Genomic DNA, 18,318 nt, shown 5'->3' with positions numbered 1-18,318 from the left:
CCCCTTATTAACAGGGCGCTACCCTGATGAAGGGCTTTCATTTAGAATCGACACTTTCGTATTCACCGAATACCGACCCTACACACTATGAAATCAAACGAAATCCGCCAGAAATTCCTCGACTTCTTTGCCTCTAAAGGCCACCAGGTCGTTAACTCCAGCCCGCTTGTGCCAGGCAATGATCCAACGATCATGTTTACCGTGGCCGGCATGGTGCAATTTAAAGATGTGTTTCTGGGCTTTGACAAGCGCAATTACACCCGAGCTACCACCAGCCAGAAATGCTTACGCGCTGGCGGCAAGCACAATGATTTGGAAAATGTTGGCTACACCGCGCGCCACCACACTTTCTTTGAAATGCTCGGCAACTTTAGCTTTGGCGATTATTTCAAAAAGGATGCGATTCACTTCGCATGGGAATTCTTAACCGGCCCTGAGTGGCTGGCCATTCCTAAGGAAAAACTGTTAGTTACGGTTTATGCCTCGGATGACGAAGCATTTGAAATCTGGAATAAAGACATGGGCGTGCCTGCGGATAAAATCATCCGCATTGGCGACAACAAAGGCGCAGCCTATGCTTCGGATAATTTCTGGGCAATGGGCGACACCGGCCCTTGTGGCCCTTGTACCGAGATTTTCTACGATCACGGCGACCATATCTGGGGCGGCCCTCCGGGCAGCCCGGAAGAAGACGGCGATCGCTTTGTAGAGATCTGGAATAACGTCTTTATGCAGTTCAACCGCGATGCAGAAGGTGTAATGCACCCGCTGCCTAAGCCATCGGTTGATACCGGCATGGGGCTAGAACGCCTGTCTGCCGTGCTGCAAAAAGTACATACCAATTACGAAACTGATTCCTTTGTTGCACTCTTGCAAGCTGCAGCCGCCGCAACAGGCGTGCCTTACAACCAGGAAACGCCTTCGCTTAAAGTGATCGCTGATCATATCCGCGCGTGTTCCTTCCTGATTACTGATGGCGTATTGCCAAGTAATGAAGGCCGTGGCTATGTATTGCGCCGCATCATCCGCCGCGCTGTACGTCATGGCTATAAACTGGGCCAGAAGAAATCATTCTTCTTTACTCTGGTTGCCGCGCTCGTAGCCGAAATGGGCCACGCCTATCCAGAGCTAGCACAAAAACAAACGCTGATCGAAGACACACTGAAGTACGAAGAAGAGCTGTTCGCCAAAACGCTGGAAAACGGCATGGCCCTGCTCGATACTGCTTTAGTAGGTGGTAAAACGGTATTGGATGGCGCAACTGCCTTCAAACTCTCAGACACCTACGGCTTCCCGATCGACTTAACCGCTGACGTATGCCGCGAGCGCAATGTCAGCGTAGACATGGAAGGCTTTGAAGTGGCGCTGAACACCCAGCGTGCGCAATCCAAAGCAGCCGGTCAGTTTAAAGCCGTAACCGGCCTCGTGTACGAAGGTGAAGCCAGCTGTTTCCACGGCTACACCGAAAGCAGCCAAGCCGCCAAAGTATTGGCGCTCTACCGTGGCAGCGAGCCGGTTGAAGTGCTGAACGCAGGTGAAACAGGCGTGGTTGTGCTGGATCACACACCGTTTTACGCCGAATCAGGCGGTCAGGCCGGTGACGTAGGTAGCATTATTGCTGCGGGCGATATTCTGTTTGACGTGACTGACACACAAAAAGTGAAGTCCGATGTATTTGGCCACCAAGGTGAGCTTAAAAACGGCAGCCTGAAAGTGGGCGATGCCGTCACCGCCAGCATTGACCTGGCCAAACGCCAAGCCAGCCAGCGCAACCACAGCGCCACGCACCTGTTGCACGCTGCACTGCGCACCGTACTTGGTACGCATGTAGAGCAAAAAGGCTCGCTGGTGACGTTCGAGCGCACACGCTTTGACTTTAGCCAGCCTAAACCGGTCACACCTGCTGAAATCGCTCAGATCGAAGCCTTGGTCAACGAAGAAATCATGCGCAACGACGCTGTTTCTGCTGCCCAGATGAGCTTTGACGACGCGATTGCCGCCGGTGCCATGGCGCTGTTTGGCGAAAAATACGGTGACGATGTACGCGTATTAAAAATGGGCGAATTCTCTACCGAGCTGTGCGGTGGCACGCACGTTGGCCGCACAGGCGATATTGGCCTCTTCAAAATCGTTGCTGAAAGCGGTATTGCAGCAGGGATACGCCGTATTGAAGCCATCACCGGCGATGCGGCATTAGCCTTGGTGCAAGCACAGGACAGCGAAATCAAAGCCCTTGCCGCGATGACACAATCCAAGCCGGGTGAACTGGTTGCCAAACTGGAAAAACTGCAAGCCGAGCTGAAGCTGGCCCAGAAAGAAGTGCAAGGCCTAAAAGGCCAAATGGCTTTTGCCCAGCTGGACAGCCTGATTGGTGGCGGTCTGCGCAGCATTAATGGCATCAAGTGCATGGCCGCCGTGGTGGAAGGCGCCGAAGGTACTGTATTGCGTGAAATGAGCGATAAACTCATGGACCGCCTGCAAAGCGGTATCGCTCTGCTGGCCAGTGTCTCAGATGGCAAAGTAAGCCTCGTGGCCCGCGTCAGCAAAGACCTGACTGGCAAAGTGAAAGCCGGTGAGCTGGTCAACTTTGTGGCCCAGCAAGTGGGTGGCAAAGGCGGCGGCAAGCCGGATATGGCGCAAGCCGGTGGCAGCGAGCCAGAAAACCTGCCCGTAGCATTGAATAGCGTTCCGGCTTGGCTGGAAGGCAAACTCTAAGCCTGCTGGCTTTACTAAAAAGGGCTGCTCTTATTGTGCGGCCCTTTTTTTATCCAGGATCAGAACAAATAATCGTTTTTCAATGCACTTTATGAATAAATCAGGCATCTGCTTCAAAATAAAGCCTGGTAAGAGCTAATCAACACCCACTTCATATGCATCAGTAATATTCACGACAAATGCAACTGACTTGCACAAAGAGGCAATAAATTGCTATTGTAAAAAAGGAAAATAAAAACAAGTAAAAAAGGATAAGGCTGTGAAAGGTTTATTTGAAATGGCAGCGTGGCAGCGGGTGCTGTGTGTGCTGCCTTTATTACTACTGCTCTGGGCGCTGACAGACTGGGCTTTGCAAGCATGATGGAAGTCCACCACCTTACCCTGTGCTATCGCGACCGGGCTGCTGTCCATTCCCTCTCTGGCCGCTTTGAAACGGGCAGCCACACTGCGATTGTCGGCCCCAATGGCGCGGGCAAATCGACACTGCTTTCTGCTCTGGCTGGCATCAAAACGCCGGATGAAGGCCATATCCATGCCCACGGCAAAGTGGCGTATCTGGCACAGCTTTCAACGCTGGATAAACAATTTCCCCTTATGGTCAGAGAGCTGGCCTTAGCGGGTGCATGGTCGAGGCGCGGCCCGTGGCGCGGCTTATCTAAGCAAGATCGTGAGCAAGCTGACAGCGCCTTAGAGCAAGTGGGTTTGAGTGACTTTGCCAGTGCCCCTGTCAGCAATCTATCGGGCGGGCAGCTGCAACGCGCCCGTTTTGCCCGGCTGATTGTGGAAGACGCCGATGTGCTGCTGCTGGACGAGCCCTTTGCAAATGTAGACAGCAACACCATAGACAAGCTTCTGGAAGTACAGCATCAGTGGCATCGCATGGGTAAAACACAGATCACCGTCTTGCACGATATTTCGCAAGTGCGGGCGCATTACCCGCAAACACTGCTACTGGCCCAATCGGCCATAGCATGGGGCAACACAGCCGATGTGCTGATTGAGCCGCTGCTGGCCGAGGCCAACCGCCGCGCCCAGCACTGGCGCAATGATGCGGCCTGGTGCGAGGTATGCGAATAATGGCTCAATTTGAAATCATCAGCGCAATCAGCGAATTTGCCTTTATGCGCCGCGCGCTGGTTGGCAGCATGGCGCTGGCCATGGGCTGCGCCCCTGTTGGCGTTTTATTACTACTGCGCCGCATGTCCTTATTTGGTGATGCGCTGTCGCACGCCGTTTTACCTGGTGCGGCGATTGGCTTTTTACTTGGCGGCCTGACCCTGCCTTGGCTGGCCGGAGGCGGCCTGATCGCTGGCCTGCTGGTGGCCCTTGCCGCCAGCGTAGCAGCGCGAAAATCACGCCTCAATGAAGACGCCAGCTTTGCAGGCTTTTATTTACTGGCACTGGCCATTGGCGTGCTGATTGTTTCCAAATGGGGCAGCAGCGTTGATCTGATTCACCTTTTATTTGGCTCGGTGCTCGCCATTGACGACCCATCGCTGCTTATCGTGAGCGGCGTGGCCAGCATCACCCTGCTTTGGCTGGCCATTGAATACCGCGGCATTGTGCTGGAATGCGCCGATTCTGGCTTTATCACCGCCACCAGCGGCAATGGCATGCGCTTTCATATCGGCTTTATGGTGATTGCCGTGCTTAACTTTGTGGCCGCATTTCAGGCCATGGGCACGCTGATGGCCGTTGGCCTGATGATGCTCCCCGCCGCTACCGCCCGGCTGTGGGTAGAAAGATTACCAATGCTGTTTGCAGTTTCATGGCTGGTTGCATTATTTGCCTGCGTCGCGGGCCTGATCGCATCTTACCAATGGGATTTACCCTCAGGCCCGGCCATTGTGCTGATCGCTGGCGGACTGTACTGCCTGTCACTCCTCTTCGCCCCCTTCGGCTTATTTATCCGCCGCAAAGCGAGGCACCATGCGGTTTAGGGAGAATAAGCAGAAATCAAATACTCCGCGAGGATCCCGCAGCAAAATCAACGTGCCGAAGGCTCTTAAAATAACAATCAACACAAAAAAAGAAGGACACTCCCCATGCATAAACACTTACTCGCCCTGCTGCTGGCTGCCAGCAGCTTCGCCCATGCCGCCCCGCTTAAAGTCGCGGCCAGCTTTAGCGTGCTCTCTAATTTGGTACAGGAAGTAGGTGGCCAGCGGGTGGAGGTCAGCAGCCTTGTGGGCATGGATGAGGATGCCCATGTGTGGCAGGCCAGGCCTGCAGACTTAAAAAAACTCTCTGCAACATCACTATTTTTTGTGAATGGCTTGGGCTTTGAGGGCTGGTTAAAGCGGGTTGAGCAAGCGTCGGCTTATAAAGGGCAAGTAATTACCGTCAGCAAAAACATCAAACCTCGCGAAATGGCGGATGATCACGGGCATGAAGGCCATCAGCATGGCCACACCGATCCGCATGCCTGGCATGATCCACGCGCGGTGGTATCGATGGTCGAAGAAATCAAGCTGGCTTTAAGCAAGGCAGACCCGGCAGGCGCTAAAGAATATGCACAAAATGCCGCGCGTTTTACCACGAAAATCACTCAGCTCGATCAAAAAGTCAGTGCCGCTTTTGCAGCGATTCCGGCCGAAAAACGCAAAGTGGTGACTTCTCACGATGCGCTTGGCTACTTAGGTGCGCGTTATCAGCTGCAATTACTGCCTTTGCAAAGCATTTCTACCGAAGCCGAGCCCAGCGCCCGCCAGATGGCCGCGCTGATTCGTGAAATTCGCAAAAATAATATCCGCGCCGTATTTGCTGAGAACATCAGTAACCCCAAACTGATAGAGCAAATCGCCCGCGAAACTCAGGCCAAAGTCGGCCCGGCGCTTTATACCGATGCCTTATCTAAAAACACCCCCAGCTGGCTGGCCATGTTTAGCCATAATACGCAGGCAATTTTGGATGCTTTGAAATAAGCCAACCCCATTCAACATACATAATTACAAAGCTGTTGCAGCTTGCCTTGGCAGAGAGCCAAACCTTAAACCACAGAGTAAAATGAGAACACAGAGGCCACAGAGAAAAACATTGAATCTATCATTTCCTCTGTGCGCTCTGTGGTTCGAGGTTTTGCTCACTCAGCTTAAAGCTGAAGCATCTAAATCATCAGCCCAAATAAGCCCCCCAGCCATGCACAAACTCATACTTCCTCTTAGTCTGCTCGCCTTAGCGGGCCTGCTCGCGTCTTTGGCTTTTAATGCCGAAGACAATCTGGTGAGCTGGTCACTTTTAGCCAAAGTTGAAATCAAACCGGGTTTATTCGGGGATAAAGAAACCATCTTTGATCCGGCCATCAAATCGCTGGAGCAAAAAGACATCAGGCTGGCCGGGTTTATGTTTCCACTGCAATCCGGGGAGAAAGTGCGGCGCTTTATTTTGTCTGCGAAGCAGCCCACTTGTGCCACCTGTATGCCCGGCGGCGCAGAAGAAATGGTGCTGGTGAACAGCCAGCAGCCGGTCAAGGTGAGTACAGACAGAATGCAGGTAAAGGGGAGATTTAAAATTGCCCAGGAGATGGGCTTACTGTACCGGCTGGACAGCAATTCTCAGCACTAATGCAGGGAAGTTTACAACGGGGATGGCGGCAAAATTCGTTTTCGCAGCAAGGCGTTTTCAATCCACTGCCCGCGCACTTCGGTTGAAAGCGTATGGTCTAAGGTAAAGCCATGCGCCAGAAAAAAAGGCTGCGCGCTGATGCTGATAAAACTGGATACCTCTGGCAGATTCTTTTCAAACGCTCTGTCTTCCAGATGCCTGAGCAGGCGCTTGCCTATGCCCTTGCCCTGCCAGTCGCCATGCACAAAAAAGTGGCTGATCAGCCCGTCTTTTTGCAAATCGGCATAGGCCACCAACTGGCCCTTCCACTCCACCACCCTTGGCATCAGCCCCTCAAGAATTTTCCCCCAGCACACAGGATCAAACGCCTTTGGCGCCCAGCCATCCAACTGCGCCTGGGTGTAATCATTCCGGCAGGACTGATGAATACTGGTGTAATAGACATGATGCAATTGTGGGGCGTCTTCGGGACGATAGCTGCGAATATGCAAATAAGACATGGCTTCCTCCAGGCTAAATTCAGTATATGCAAACCTCTCGCACCATGCCCACAGCCTGAGCATGAAAAGCAGCCTCTGCATTTAAATTACAAATAGATATATAAATCAAATTTAATAGTCTAAATGGAGCTATATAGAACTGCTAAGCTGACTGCATACCTTTCGAATAAAGGGCAAATATGCAAGCATATATTGTAGGTGCCGATCACCTGGGTCATATTCCAAAATTACTTGCCTTGTATGGTATTACGATAGGCGAGCACATTACCGGCAGAAATCCATCGCATCAGCGCAAGCCCGGCTGTTTAAAAGACATGGATATCATGATTTTATTTACCGACTTTTTAGGTCATAACGTCATGAAAAACTACCGCGCCGCAGCCGCCGCAAATCGTATGCATATTGTGGCCTGCCGCAGATCACAAACGGCACTGCAGCAATCCTTACAAAATTGCCCGACATTCAGCCAGATCACTCTGCCTGCCTGCGCATAAAAAACAACAGCCCTCAGTGATCACTGAGGGCTGTTGCTGGCAAGCTGGCGATTACTCCAAATCGGCGTGGCTTTGAATCACGCGTGAAACAAGGCCGTATTCAATCGCTTCTTCCGGATTCATCCAGTAATCGCGCTCAATATCGTTGAGCACTTTTTCCAAGCTCTGGCCGGTTTCTTTCGCGATCACCGCAGCAATTCGTTCCCTCATGCGGATGATTTCTTTAACTTGAATTTCCACATCAGATGCCGATCCGCCCATGCCGCCGCTGGGCTGGTGAATCAAAAAGCGCGTGTTTGGCAGGCATACCCTGCGCTCTTTTGGAACAGAGAGAAATATGTGCGCCCCTGCACTGGCCACCCAGCCGCTGCCTATCATATTCACCGGCGCACGAATAAATTTGATGATGTCGTGAATCACATCTCCCGATTCCACATGGCCGCCAGGCGATGAAATCAGCACATTAATGGGCTTGGCCGATTCGGTAGCCAAAGCAATCAGGCGCCGCGCCGTATCTTTAGCCAATACGTCGTTAATACTGCCAATAATAAAAACAAAACGGGATTCGAATGCTTTTTCTTCCAGAAAAGCATCTTGCGAGCCCCCTGCTACCGCTGTTTCTTCAGCCATCTTATGCCCCTAAGTGAATAAACTTACAAAAACCAACAGTTATCATAATTGAAACCGCAAACATTGGGCGATTTATCCCCAAGCCTGATGCACACAAGCAAATCTCCCTGCAAGCCGGGCACACTTGACCCTGAGCAATACGCAAACACACAGAGAGCATAAGCTGGTCCTTACCTACGTAAGGATAAAAATAATGAGTTTTAAACCACTTCAGATTTCAGGCCGCAGCCTCTTACCCATTGTTCAGGGCGGCATGGGCGTGGGTATTTCGGCGCATAAACTCGCCGGAGCCGTTGCAAAAGAAAACGCCATTGGCACCATTGCCAGTGTGGATTTACGCCAGCACCACCCCGATTTAATGGCCCAAACACATCGCTGCCTTGATGCAGATCTGATCGACAAAACCAATTTAACCGCTTTAGACAGGGAAATTCGTGCCGCTAAAGAGATTGCCAATGGCTGCGGCATGATTGCCGTGAATGTAATGAAAGCCGTGCGGGATCATGTTGCCCTTGTAAAACAAGCTTGTGAAAGCGGCGCAGACGCCATTGTGATGGGCGCGGGCCTGCCGATTGATTTACCCGAAATGACGAGCGATCACCCCAAAGTAGCGCTTATCCCGATTTTGTCTGATGCGCGTGGCGTGGCGATTATTTTAAAAAAATGGCTAAAAAAAGGCCGCAAGGCCGATGCCATTGTGATCGAGCATCCAGGTCATGCCGGCGGCCATTTAGGCGCGGCCCGTATCAGCGATGTACATGATGTACGCTTTGATTTTGCTAAGGTGCTGGCCGATTGCCATGCCCTCTTTGCCGAGCTGGGTCTGGGCCGTGACTCCCCCCGGCTGATTGTGGCAGGCGGCATAGACAGCCACGATAAAGTCAGCCACTGGCTCAATAATGGTGCCGATGCGGTACAGCTGGGCACGGCCTTTGCCGTATGCGAGGAGGGGGATGCGCATATCAACTTTAAACAAACCCTCATCAACGCTAAAGCCAGCGATCTGGCCGAGTTTGTCAGCGTAGCCGGCCTGCCCGCCCGTGCCGTTGCCACCCCATGGCTGAAACAATATTTACGCCGCGAAAGCCATTTGCAAGCCATTGCCAAAGCCGACCCGCGCCGCTGCACCCAGCGCATGGATTGCCTGAGCCACTGCGGCCTGAGGGATGGTTTAAGCAAAGTCGGCCAATTTTGCATCGACCTCAAACTCGCCTCCGCCATGAACGGCGAAGTCGACAAAGGCTTGTTTTTCAGAGGCAACGGCAGCCTCCCCTTCGGAGAAGCCATCCGCCCTGTGCGCGAGCTGATCGAATACTTAATGAGCGGCAGAATGGCCGCGGCATAAACCCGGCCTTGCCGTTGAAGGAGTGCAGGAAAAACAACTTGCACTCCTTTCAAGCACCAGACCCAGCAGCATACCCCCTCTTATCAGTAAGATTCTCGCACTCCTAACTTACAAATTTATAGCCAAATAGAATATCTCCGGCGTACAATCTTGAATTGATAATTATTCGTATTCCATAATGAAACTGCGTCACCTCGCTTCCCTCCTTTGTTCTCTCTCCCTTTTTACCGCCTGCAGCAGCGATTCTTCACCAGAAATCAAAACAGGCAGCTTACAGAATATCTCCGGCCTTGATTACGATACACCCAGCCAGCATGGCCGCACGACGGCCAATGGCGAGTATCAGTATCTTGAAGGCGAAAGCATTACATTTCGTATAGGCGCGCTGGAGCTGGGCAAGGTGGCCGCGGGTGCCGCCATCACACCGCTGACGCTGGCCGGCAGCGAAGCGGGCGCACACAAAATCATGCAGCTTTTGCTTACGCTGGATGAAGACGACAACGGCAATAATGGCATTCAGATTGCCGCCAGCGATGCGGCACGCTTTGTTAAAGCGCAGGCCATTCAGTCTGCTGATATTTCAGAATTAATCGATACCAGCGGCGTGGCACATACGCTGGTCAGCGCTGAATATGCGCGTCAGTTTTATAATTTAAGCATGCAGGCCATCAGCGGCGTGAAGCCCGCCCAGCGCTATACCCGCAAAGATGAAGCAAGCGGTGCAACACTAAGCGATGAAGCCACCCGCGCAGGCTGTGTGGCAGACAGCCAGACAGGCTTAAGCTGGGAAGTTAAAACCACTGATGGCTTACGTGCAGCCAAACACCGCTACCTGCCCGCCATGGTACGGGGCGCAAGTAATGAAGGCCAGTGCGATTCAAGCTTAGAAGTCTGCACTGCGGGGGATTACAGCGAAAAAGTAAACGAGGCCAGACTATGCGGCTTTGAAGACTGGCGCACCCCAACCGAAGCCGAGCTGAAAACCCTGCTCGATCCTTCGCAGTATGATGCGGCTAAGCAGCTGGCCGCCATTGACCGGCGTGCCTTCCCTGATGCTACGCCGACGTTTTACTGGAGCGATACGCTCAGAAAAGTGCAGGGCTTTTTAGCGGTATGGTTTAACGATACGCATAAAACACTCGATTCTACTTTGCTGGCCAAAGAGCGTTACGGCGCGCTGCGCCTGGTGCGCGGCCCGATGATCCCTGATGCACCAAGTAAAGAAGATCAGGAAGACCCAAACTATATTCCGCTGACCAATGAAGGCAAACTGCCAAAAATTGGCCAGCCTTACGCCTGCGTGGATATCAACGACCGGGCTTTGCTGGCCAACAAGCAAAAAGCAGAAATCCGCCTGCTCACCCCTTCAGATAAAAACGCGCCCGCCAATCAAAGCCTCAGCCCGGAGCAAGTTAAAACACTGCTGGCCACCAGCAATGCAGGTGCGTGTGGCGTAAGCAACTGGCGCTTACCCACCAGCGCCGAAATGAGCAAAATCCTTACCATGGCGCTGGATACAGAAAACACTGAGCTGCGCCAGACTATGCCATATCTGGATAACAAAGCCAGCTACTGGGTTGGCACAGCTGAGCAGCTGAGCAGCATTTCTGCTAACTCGCCCAATGCCCAAAACCCAGCTGCAGCGCGCGTTGTGCTGATTTCCCAAACCGCCCGCCCCTTCTTTGAGCGCGTACCAACCGGCCCGAACACGCGCCCAAGCGATGCAGAGCTTGCCAGCTGGCGCGATCAGTATTCACGCTACCAGCCAGGCAGCAGCACCCAGCCCAACTGGCCTGCACCCACACTGGATGCCAGCACCAGGGAAGGTTTTGCCGATTTAGGCCTGCTGCCCGCCCCCAGCTTCCCCGCGAATAATCCCTATTCGCCTGAGAAAGTAGCGCTGGGTGAAAAGCTTTTTGCTGATCCGCGGCTTTCGCGGAATAACTTAATCTCTTGCGCCAGCTGCCATGATCCTAAAAATGGCTGGAGCGATCCGAAAGAATTATCCGAAGGCCATGTGGGCCAGCTGGGCAGCCGTAATGCGATGACGATCATCAACACCGCTTACGTGAAAGAATTATTCTGGGATGGCCGCGCCAAATCGCTTGAAGAGCAAGCCACCGGCCCGATCAGCAATCCGCTGGAGATGCACCAGAGTCTGAGCCAGACGGCTTACAAGATTGCCGCAGCCCCGGAATACGCCGCGCTGTTTACCGCAGCCTTTGGTGATCAAACCATTAACGCTGAGCGCATTGCCAAAGCCATCGCCACTTTTGAGCGCACCATTACCAGCCAGGAAAGTGATTTCGACCGTTTCTTAAAAGGCGATCGCAAGGCGCTGAGCAATGACGCGCTATGGGGCCTGCAATTATTCCGCACCAAAGCGCGCTGCATTAATTGCCACAACACGCCTTTAATGTCGGACAACCAGTATCACAGCAATGGCCTGCATTATTACGGCCGTGAATTAGAAGATTTGGGCCGCTATAACGTCACAAAAAACCCGGCCGATATCGGAAAATTCCGCACGCCAATGCTGCGCGATATTATTTACAGCGGCAATTATATGCATAATGGCTTGTTTTCTATGGGCAATGGCGTGGGCGTTTTAGCCATGTATAACGCAGGCATGGTGCAAACCTTGCCCACGGGATTAGATAAATTCGATCCAAACTTTCCAAAAACTTCGCCGGAAATTAAATCACTCGGGCTGAGTAAAAATGAAATCAACGCCCTGTTTGAATTTATGAAAGCCATCTCGGCACAGCCAAGAACGCGCCCGGCTGCGGAAAAGGAATTATTTCAAAAATAAAGCCATGATTTAAAAGATTAAAAGGCATGTCAAAATGGCATGCCTTTTTTATTTATCCATTTTATAAGTTCTGTTTCACCCAGCGTTTTATTCACCACCGGCAATCTTTTTATGGCCCGATTCTGCCTGCTTAAGAACCAAGTATAACAAGCGCAACAACGCAGCCCATCAAAGCCAAAAAATAGCGGCATTCCCCCCGCAACTTCATATTGCCTCAACCCCGATCAGCAGGCCCGGAAAAATGCCCTGATTTGGCGATTATTCTTAAACAGGCAGTCAATTCACCCACAATACAATGAATATCTTATTGCCATAACGCTGCAAATACCGGGCGTAAGCTTGCTTGAAATAGTGCATAAAAAACAGTTGCATAGACAATAATTTACATTCAAACTAGATAAAAACATACACAAAACTTACAAAAACACAATGCGTGTTTTATCTATTCAGCACTCAATAAACCGAGCCTCACTGCACTCCAATGCCCAGCATCTATCAATTAAAATCCCGGTTTCAATCTCTGCTCAGACCGCTGTGCAGCCTGATCGCCCGCCTGGGTATCAGCGCCAATCAAGTCACCTTATTTGCCATGACGGCCTCCATCCTGATGGGGCTTTGGCTGAGCCTGCAATCTGATTCCCGCCTGCCCTGGCTGATCCTGCCCTTATTTTTGCTGCTGCGGATGGCGCTTAATGCAATAGACGGGATGCTGGCGCGCGAATTTAATCAGCAATCGGCCTTGGGCGGCATTTTGAATGAAGTGGGCGATGTGGTTTCTGATATCGCGCTTTACCTGCCTTTTTGTCTGATCAGTAATCAGCCTGCATGGATTATTGTGGCCGTTTTTCTGGCATTTTTAACCGAATTTATTGGCGTGCTGGGCCCCTCAATGGGCGCAGCCAGGCGCTACGACGGGCCCATGGGCAAAAGCGACCGGGCCTTTGTTTACGGCGGCTTTGCACTCTTTTTTGGATTTTTTCCTGCGCTTGCCGCATGGACCAGCGCGCTCTTTGCGGTGACCGCGGGGCTGATGCTGTGGACCTGTGTAAACCGCGCTAAAGGAATACTGGGCAGATCATGATCATTAATCTGCTCTTACCCCCTGCGCTCATTACCGCACTGGAAGGCGTATTTGCCCTGCTGATTACAGCCAGCCTTACCCTGTTTGTTTTAGGTAAGCGCTACCCACAAAAAAACTGGCTAGAGTTAAAGCTGCGTATCCGCACCTGGTGGTGGATTGTGGCGTGCTTTTCTTTAACGCTGCTGGGCAATATGCCCATTGCCCTGGTTGTGCTTGGGCTGGTCAGCTTCCTCGCGCTGAAGGAATACCTGACGCTTTGCTCTACCCGCACCGCGGACCATGTGGTGCTGTTCTGGGCCTATTTATGTATTCCGCTGCAATATTACTGGCTGGGGATTCACTGGTACGGGATGTTTATTATTTTTATTCCCGTTTATGTGTTTTTATTTGTGCCGATGCGTATGGTTTTAGTCGGCGAAACACAGGGCTTTCTGAAAGCCGCCGCCTCCTTGCAATGGGGGCTGATGATCTGCGTATTTTGCTTAAGCCATATGGGCGCCGTGCTCGCCCTGCCCCTTTTAACCGGCATCGGCAAGGCAGAACATGGCCCTATGCTGCTGTTTTACTTAGTGGCGCTCACTCAGCTTAATGATGTGGCCCAGTATCTGTGGGGAAAATCATTGGGCAAGCACAAGGTGTCGCCCAAAGTCAGCCCCAATAAAACACTGGAAGGCTTTTTAGGCGGCGCACTCACCACCTGCCTGCTGGGCTGGCTGCTTGGGCCTTTACTCACGCCCTTTTCCCCGCTGCACGCGGCATTAGCCGGTTTGCTGATTGGTGTAATGGGCTTTATTGGCGATATTGTGATTTCTGCCGTCAAGCGTGATATCGGGGTGAAGGATTCAGGCCGCTTATTGCCAGGGCACGGCGGCATTTTAGACAGGCTGGATTCTCTAACCTATACCGCGCCCCTGTTTTTTCATTACACCCATTACTTATATTACTAAGCCTATGAAGCGCTTTTTAAGAATTCTGTTTGTCTTATTACTGGCAAGGCCTCTTGTCAGGCTGTGGTTTGGTGTCACCGTACGGCATCAGGAGCGTCTGCCTTTAAAAGGGCCGGCGATTGTGCTGGCCAATCACAATAGTCATCTGGATATTCTGACTTTATACAGCTTGTTTCCCCTGGCGCTTATTTCAAATGTGCAGCCAGCTGCCGCTGCCGATTATTTTTTTAAAAAACCGCCTGTTTGCCTAGTTTGCCACCGAGGTCGTGGGCATTATCCCCGTGATCCGGGGTGGCGCTGCTGCAGGGTTTGATCCGCTTTCAGGCTGTAAAGAAGCCCTCAGCCAGGGGCGTATTCTGATTTTGTTTCCTGAAGGCACACGCGGCGAGCCAGAGATGCTTTCCGAAATCAAATCCGGCATTTGGTATTTATATCGTGATTTTCCGCAGATACCGGTTGTGCCGGTTTATTTAAACGGGCTGGGCCGCGCGATGGGCAAAGGGCAATGGTTCCCTATTCCTTTTTTTGTTGATATCGCCATTGGCCGCGCCCTGCCCTGGCTGCCCGAAAAAGCGCTGTTCCGGGCCTCCATCAAAGACGCCCTGCTTAATTTAAAGCAAAAAACCATGCTCTCCGCCCCCGGCCCTCAATAGCGCCAGGCACGCACTGCCCAATTCAATAAACAGGACCCCTTTATGCGCACGCCTCAGGAAAAAACATTTAACAGCTTTGATCAAAGCTCGCTTTTTTACCGGCACTGGCCAGCTACCAGCACCGCTGCGCGCCGCGCCATTGTGCTGCTGCACCGCGGGCATGAGCATTCTGGCCGGCTGCAGCATATTGTGGATGAGCTGGGCATGACAGATACGCCTTTTTTTGCATGGGATGCCCGCGGACACGGTCAGAACAGCGGGCCGCGCGGCTACAGCCCCAGTCTTGGCACCACCGTGCGCGATCTGGATACGTTTATTCACTATCTTTGCCAGACTTATGGCTACGCCATGGAAGACATCATCGTCATCGCGCAAAGCGTGGGCGCGGTACTGGCATCAACCTGGGTACACGATTACGCGCCCAAAATCCGCGCACTGATCCTGGCGTCCCCGGCTTTTAAAGTGAAGCTTTACGTGCCTCTGGCCCGCCCCGGCCTGCGGCTGATGGAAAAACTGCGCGGCAATTTTTATGTTAATTCTTATGTAAAAGCCAGGTTTCTGACGCATGACCCGGAGCGCATTGCCTCCTACAATACTGACCCGCTGATTGCCCGGCCTATTTCAGTCAATATCCTGCTGGGCCTTTACGACACGGCCGAGCGGATTATTGCCGATGCAGGTGCGATCCAAACCCCAACCCAGCTTTTGATTTCAGGTGCTGATTTTGTGGTGCATCAAGCACCGCAGCGTATATTTTTTGAACGCTTAGGCAGCCCGTGCAAAGAAATGCATACGCTTGAGGGTTTTTATCACGATACCTTGGGCGAAAAAGACCGCGCCCAGGCTTTTACGCTAATCCGCAGCTTTATTCAGAAAGTGGAAGCGGGCGTAGCCAAAGTGGATTTAAGCCATGCAGACAAAAGCGGCTATACCGCCAGCGAATATCAACAGCTGCAGCAAAGTGGCTCGCCCCTTACCCTGAAGCACTGGCACTTTGCCCTTACCCGCTTATCGCTCTCTACCGTGGGCAAATTATCAGACGGCATCCGGCTGGGTTGGGAAACCGGTTTTGATTCGGGCAGTACCTTAGATTATGTCTATAAAAACAAAACATCAGGACGCACCCCGCTGGGCCGCTTTGGTGATCGCACTTATCTGGACAGCGTAGGCTGGAAAGGCATACGCCAGCGTAAAGTCAACCTGGAAGAGCTCATTGGCCTTGCGATTAAATCGCTGACAGAAAACAAGCAAAGCGTCAGGATTGTGGATATCGCCGCAGGGCATGGCCGCTATATTCTGGACGCCATTGCCGGCCATAAAATCGACCGTGTTTTATTGCGGGATTACAGCCCGATTAATGTAGAAGCAGGCAAAGAACTGATCAAAGAAAAAGGTTTAACGCATCTGGCCGATTTTCAGCAGGGCGATGCGTTTGATCAGGCCAGTTTAGCCAGCCTTTCTCCTGCGCCCACGCTGGCCGTGGTTTCAGGCCTTTACGAATTATTCCCAGAAAACGCCCCGATTAAAGCCTCGCTGGCGGGGCTTGCCGAGGCCGTGCCCGATGGTGGTTTTCTGGTTTACACCAATCAGCCATGGCATCCGCAGCTGGAGCTGATTGCCCGCACCCTGAGCAGCCACAGGGGCGGTGCAGACTGGATTATGCGCCGCCGCACCCAGTACGAAATGGATCAGCTGGTTGAGCAGGCAGGCTTTGAAAAAATCACCCAGCGCATTGATGAGTGGGGCATCTTTACCGTCAGCCTTGCACGCAGGGTTAAAAATAAATGAGTTCAGCTTTAAACAGCGAGGTAAAAGAGCCGCACCCGTGGCGGCTCGCCCTTTTGTGGCTGCTGGTGCTGGGCCCGGGCTTCTTTATTTTTTACGGGGCGGCCAATCATTACACCGCTTCCTTACCCCCGGCCGAAGTAGGCAGTATTGCGATGAGCTGGGAGCGGCATATCCCGCTCTGGCCCTGGACCATCGTGCCTTACTGGAGCATTGATCTGCTCTATGGCATTTCTCTCTTTATATGCACCAGCCGTGGCGAGCTTAATACCCACGCCAGGCGCCTTTTGGCCACATCGCTGCTATCTTGCTTATTTTTTGTATTATTTCCGCTGCGCTTCAGCTTTGAGCGCCCGGAGCTGGACGGCTTTTTTGGCCAGCTGTTTACACTCTTAATGGGCTTTGACAAGCCCTTTAATCAGGCGCCCTCGCTGCATATCGGCCTGCTTACCGTGCTCTGGCTGCGCTATGCCGTTCATATCCCTGCACGCTGGCGGCCTTTGCTGCACATCTGGTTTGCCCTGATCGGGATATCGGTACTGACCACCTGGCAACATCATTTCTGGGATATACCCAGCGGGTTTTTGCTGGGCTTTATCGTTTGCTATTTATTGCCAAGCCCCGGCGTGCGCCTGTTTGCAGCAAAGCCCCGGCAATGCTCGCCAAAGCTCGCCCTGCGCTATTTTGCCGGAGCACTGCTCTTATCCCTGGCCATTGCCTGCCTGCAGGGCTGGGGCTGGCTGCTGCTCTGGCCGGTCACTTCCTTGCTGATTCTCACCGCGGCCTATCTTGGGCTGGGGCCGGAAGTAATGCAAAAAGATCATGGGCAAAGACGTTTTTCAGCGCAGGTTTTGCTCTGGCCTTACGCTATTGTCACGCAGCAGGTGCACCGTTATTTATTAAAATCGCTGCCCGCTGCCGAAGAAATCAGCCAGGGCGTCTGGCTGGGCCCCGTCAGCGCAGCGGGCGACCCACAATTTAAATCCGTACTGGATCTGGCCGCCGAATACGACAGGCAGGCACCGGCTGGCACGGTTTATCACTCCTGTCCGCTGCTGGATTTACAACTGCCCGATCAGCAAACCCTAAGCGACTGCGTACACACGCTGCAATCCATGCCTCAGCCCGTACTCGTTCACTGCGCCCTTGGCATGACCCGAAGCGCTGCGGTCGTGCTGGCATGGCTGGTAATCAGCCGGCAAGCCAAAGATATTGATGCTGCAGTGGCCTTTTTACAAACAAAACGCAGCCAGTTTGTATTAAATAACGCCCAATTAAATCAATTAGCCCGGCTTTGTGATGGCATGCAATGAATACTGAAGAATCACTTATTTTTAAATTAAGCGCAGCAGTGCTCTCTTCCTGCAAAAGCCTGATCTGGCCCACGCCATTTTTATTTTTAATCAGCTATTGGCTGGCTGCCAGCCATATTCTCAGCAAAGCAGAAACAGGGCTGCTGATCGCTGCCAGCCTTGGCGCTGCAATTCAGTATTATTTTTACTGGCGCATCACCTTAGACGAAAAACTGTTTAATCAGCTGCAAAGCGAAGCGGATCTGCAGCCGCTGGATAAAGTATTAAACAACCTCTTTGGCATAAACACCCCGCCGCGTGCTTTAGCATTACGCATGGCGGGCATTCAAAAACTGATTCGTTATTTTTTAATCAGCACATTTTGCTCGTGGATCGCATGGCTGATGATATTGGGATTACTCATCAGCTGATTTTGTACAACAGATTCAGGCCGGAAAAGTGCCGCAATAAAGCGAATTGCCCCTTGCGTGTTAAGGTAT

The 18,318-nt window shown here is 52.3% G+C and carries 17 protein-coding genes; 15 read left to right on the top strand and 2 right to left on the bottom strand.

Annotated features, from left to right (window positions below; all coding sequences use genetic code 11):
- The first annotated feature begins 87 nt into the window (after positions 1 to 87).
- From alaS to CSQ88_RS08130, 5 genes are all read left to right on the top strand, one after another.
- Positions 88 to 2,715 (top strand): alanine--tRNA ligase, encoded by a 2,628-nt coding sequence (gene alaS / locus CSQ88_RS08150; protein WP_099397609.1) that lies wholly within the window; start codon positions 88 to 90, stop codon positions 2,713 to 2,715.
- A 357-nt stretch (positions 2,716 to 3,072) separates the two neighbouring features.
- Positions 3,073 to 3,792 carry a metal ABC transporter ATP-binding protein gene (locus CSQ88_RS08145; RefSeq protein WP_099397608.1) on the top strand — a complete coding sequence of 240 codons (720 nt, stop codon included), beginning with the start codon at positions 3,073 to 3,075 and terminating at the stop codon, positions 3,790 to 3,792.
- Positions 3,792 to 4,655 carry a metal ABC transporter permease gene (locus CSQ88_RS08140; protein WP_099397607.1) on the top strand — a complete coding sequence of 288 codons (864 nt, stop codon included), beginning with the start codon at positions 3,792 to 3,794 and terminating at the stop codon, positions 4,653 to 4,655. The genes CSQ88_RS08145 and CSQ88_RS08140 overlap by 1 nt, the downstream gene beginning before the upstream one ends.
- A 105-nt stretch (positions 4,656 to 4,760) precedes the next feature.
- On the top strand, positions 4,761 to 5,639 hold the full coding sequence (locus CSQ88_RS08135) for a metal ABC transporter solute-binding protein, Zn/Mn family (RefSeq protein WP_099397606.1): 879 nt from the start codon (positions 4,761 to 4,763) through the stop codon (positions 5,637 to 5,639).
- Positions 5,640 to 5,853: 214 nt separating this feature from the next.
- Positions 5,854 to 6,279, top strand: a complete 426-nt coding sequence (locus CSQ88_RS08130; RefSeq protein WP_180273586.1) for a DUF3299 domain-containing protein — start codon at positions 5,854 to 5,856, stop codon at positions 6,277 to 6,279.
- Between the two features lie 11 nt (positions 6,280 to 6,290).
- On the opposite strand, the gene CSQ88_RS08125 is transcribed toward CSQ88_RS08130, so the two are convergent.
- Positions 6,291 to 6,779 carry a GNAT family N-acetyltransferase gene (locus tag CSQ88_RS08125; protein WP_180273585.1) on the bottom strand — a complete coding sequence of 163 codons (489 nt, stop codon included), beginning with the start codon at positions 6,777 to 6,779 and terminating at the stop codon, positions 6,291 to 6,293.
- A gap of 179 nt (positions 6,780 to 6,958) precedes the next feature.
- On the opposite strand from CSQ88_RS08125, the gene CSQ88_RS08120 reads away from it, so the two are divergent.
- Positions 6,959 to 7,273, top strand: a complete 315-nt coding sequence (locus CSQ88_RS08120; RefSeq protein ID WP_099397603.1) for a DUF2325 domain-containing protein — start codon at positions 6,959 to 6,961, stop codon at positions 7,271 to 7,273.
- A 51-nt stretch (positions 7,274 to 7,324) separates the two neighbouring features.
- Here CSQ88_RS08120 and CSQ88_RS08115 read toward each other — a convergent pair whose 3' ends face one another.
- Positions 7,325 to 7,903, bottom strand: coding sequence for an ATP-dependent Clp protease proteolytic subunit (locus CSQ88_RS08115; protein ID WP_099397602.1), 579 nt, complete (start codon positions 7,901 to 7,903; stop codon positions 7,325 to 7,327).
- Between the two features lie 193 nt (positions 7,904 to 8,096).
- Between CSQ88_RS08115 and CSQ88_RS08110 the strand changes: the two genes are divergently transcribed.
- From CSQ88_RS08110 to CSQ88_RS08075, 9 genes are all read left to right on the top strand, one after another.
- Complete coding sequence (locus CSQ88_RS08110; RefSeq protein WP_180273584.1) at positions 8,097 to 9,248, top strand: nitronate monooxygenase family protein; 1,152 nt, start codon at positions 8,097 to 8,099, stop codon at positions 9,246 to 9,248.
- A gap of 178 nt (positions 9,249 to 9,426) precedes the next feature.
- A complete protein-coding gene (locus tag CSQ88_RS08105; RefSeq protein WP_099397601.1) occupies positions 9,427 to 12,060 on the top strand; it encodes a cytochrome c peroxidase in 2,634 nt (877 codons plus the stop codon).
- Positions 12,061 to 12,541: 481 nt separating this feature from the next.
- Positions 12,542 to 13,141, top strand: coding sequence for a CDP-alcohol phosphatidyltransferase family protein (locus CSQ88_RS08100; protein ID WP_099397600.1), 600 nt, complete (start codon positions 12,542 to 12,544; stop codon positions 13,139 to 13,141).
- On the top strand, positions 13,138 to 14,088 hold the full coding sequence (locus tag CSQ88_RS08095; RefSeq protein WP_099397599.1) for a phosphatidate cytidylyltransferase: 951 nt from the start codon (positions 13,138 to 13,140) through the stop codon (positions 14,086 to 14,088). Before CSQ88_RS08100 ends, CSQ88_RS08095 begins: the two co-directional genes overlap by 4 nt.
- A gap of 4 nt (positions 14,089 to 14,092) precedes the next feature.
- The gene (locus CSQ88_RS23640; protein WP_218963036.1) at positions 14,093 to 14,401 is read left to right on the top strand and encodes a 1-acyl-sn-glycerol-3-phosphate acyltransferase; all 309 of its coding nucleotides are present in this window, start codon (positions 14,093 to 14,095) and stop codon (positions 14,399 to 14,401) included.
- Positions 14,355 to 14,741 carry a lysophospholipid acyltransferase family protein gene (locus CSQ88_RS23140; RefSeq protein WP_218963035.1) on the top strand — a complete coding sequence of 129 codons (387 nt, stop codon included), beginning with the start codon at positions 14,355 to 14,357 and terminating at the stop codon, positions 14,739 to 14,741. Before CSQ88_RS23640 ends, CSQ88_RS23140 begins: the two co-directional genes overlap by 47 nt.
- 42 nt (positions 14,742 to 14,783) lie before the next feature.
- Complete coding sequence (locus CSQ88_RS08085) at positions 14,784 to 16,529, top strand: bifunctional alpha/beta hydrolase/class I SAM-dependent methyltransferase (RefSeq protein WP_099397598.1); 1,746 nt, start codon at positions 14,784 to 14,786, stop codon at positions 16,527 to 16,529.
- Positions 16,526 to 17,839, top strand: coding sequence for a phosphatase PAP2/dual specificity phosphatase family protein (locus CSQ88_RS08080; protein ID WP_099397597.1), 1,314 nt, complete (start codon positions 16,526 to 16,528; stop codon positions 17,837 to 17,839). Before CSQ88_RS08085 ends, CSQ88_RS08080 begins: the two co-directional genes overlap by 4 nt.
- A complete protein-coding gene (locus CSQ88_RS08075; protein ID WP_099397596.1) occupies positions 17,836 to 18,249 on the top strand; it encodes a hypothetical protein in 414 nt (137 codons plus the stop codon). The genes CSQ88_RS08080 and CSQ88_RS08075 overlap by 4 nt, the downstream gene beginning before the upstream one ends.
- Positions 18,250 to 18,318: the final 69 nt, after the last annotated feature.

The organism is Iodobacter sp. BJB302 (assembly GCF_002735645.1).
Taxonomy (GTDB): Bacteria; Pseudomonadota; Gammaproteobacteria; order Burkholderiales; family Chitinibacteraceae; genus Iodobacter.
The sequence above is the reverse complement of the archived record's forward strand: the minus strand, read 5'-3'. Positions and strand labels throughout refer to the sequence as shown.

Coding starts and splice junctions, on each gene's coding strand:
- alaS (WP_099397609.1), top strand. CDS start 88: ATGAAATCAAACGAAATCCGCCAGAAATTCCTCGACTTCTTTGCCTCT.
- CSQ88_RS08145 (WP_099397608.1), top strand. CDS start 3,073: ATGATGGAAGTCCACCACCTTACCCTGTGCTATCGCGACCGGGCTGCT.
- CSQ88_RS08140 (WP_099397607.1), top strand. CDS start 3,792: ATGGCTCAATTTGAAATCATCAGCGCAATCAGCGAATTTGCCTTTATG.
- CSQ88_RS08135 (WP_099397606.1), top strand. CDS start 4,761: ATGCATAAACACTTACTCGCCCTGCTGCTGGCTGCCAGCAGCTTCGCC.
- CSQ88_RS08130 (WP_180273586.1), top strand. CDS start 5,854: ATGCACAAACTCATACTTCCTCTTAGTCTGCTCGCCTTAGCGGGCCTG.
- CSQ88_RS08125 (WP_180273585.1), bottom strand. CDS start 6,779: ATGTCTTATTTGCATATTCGCAGCTATCGTCCCGAAGACGCCCCACAA.
- CSQ88_RS08120 (WP_099397603.1), top strand. CDS start 6,959: ATGCAAGCATATATTGTAGGTGCCGATCACCTGGGTCATATTCCAAAA.
- CSQ88_RS08115 (WP_099397602.1), bottom strand. CDS start 7,903: ATGGCTGAAGAAACAGCGGTAGCAGGGGGCTCGCAAGATGCTTTTCTG.
- CSQ88_RS08110 (WP_180273584.1), top strand. CDS start 8,097: ATGAGTTTTAAACCACTTCAGATTTCAGGCCGCAGCCTCTTACCCATT.
- CSQ88_RS08105 (WP_099397601.1), top strand. CDS start 9,427: ATGAAACTGCGTCACCTCGCTTCCCTCCTTTGTTCTCTCTCCCTTTTT.
- CSQ88_RS08100 (WP_099397600.1), top strand. CDS start 12,542: ATGCCCAGCATCTATCAATTAAAATCCCGGTTTCAATCTCTGCTCAGA.
- CSQ88_RS08095 (WP_099397599.1), top strand. CDS start 13,138: ATGATCATTAATCTGCTCTTACCCCCTGCGCTCATTACCGCACTGGAA.
- CSQ88_RS23640 (WP_218963036.1), top strand. CDS start 14,093: ATGAAGCGCTTTTTAAGAATTCTGTTTGTCTTATTACTGGCAAGGCCT.
- CSQ88_RS08085 (WP_099397598.1), top strand. CDS start 14,784: ATGCGCACGCCTCAGGAAAAAACATTTAACAGCTTTGATCAAAGCTCG.
- CSQ88_RS08080 (WP_099397597.1), top strand. CDS start 16,526: ATGAGTTCAGCTTTAAACAGCGAGGTAAAAGAGCCGCACCCGTGGCGG.
- CSQ88_RS08075 (WP_099397596.1), top strand. CDS start 17,836: ATGAATACTGAAGAATCACTTATTTTTAAATTAAGCGCAGCAGTGCTC.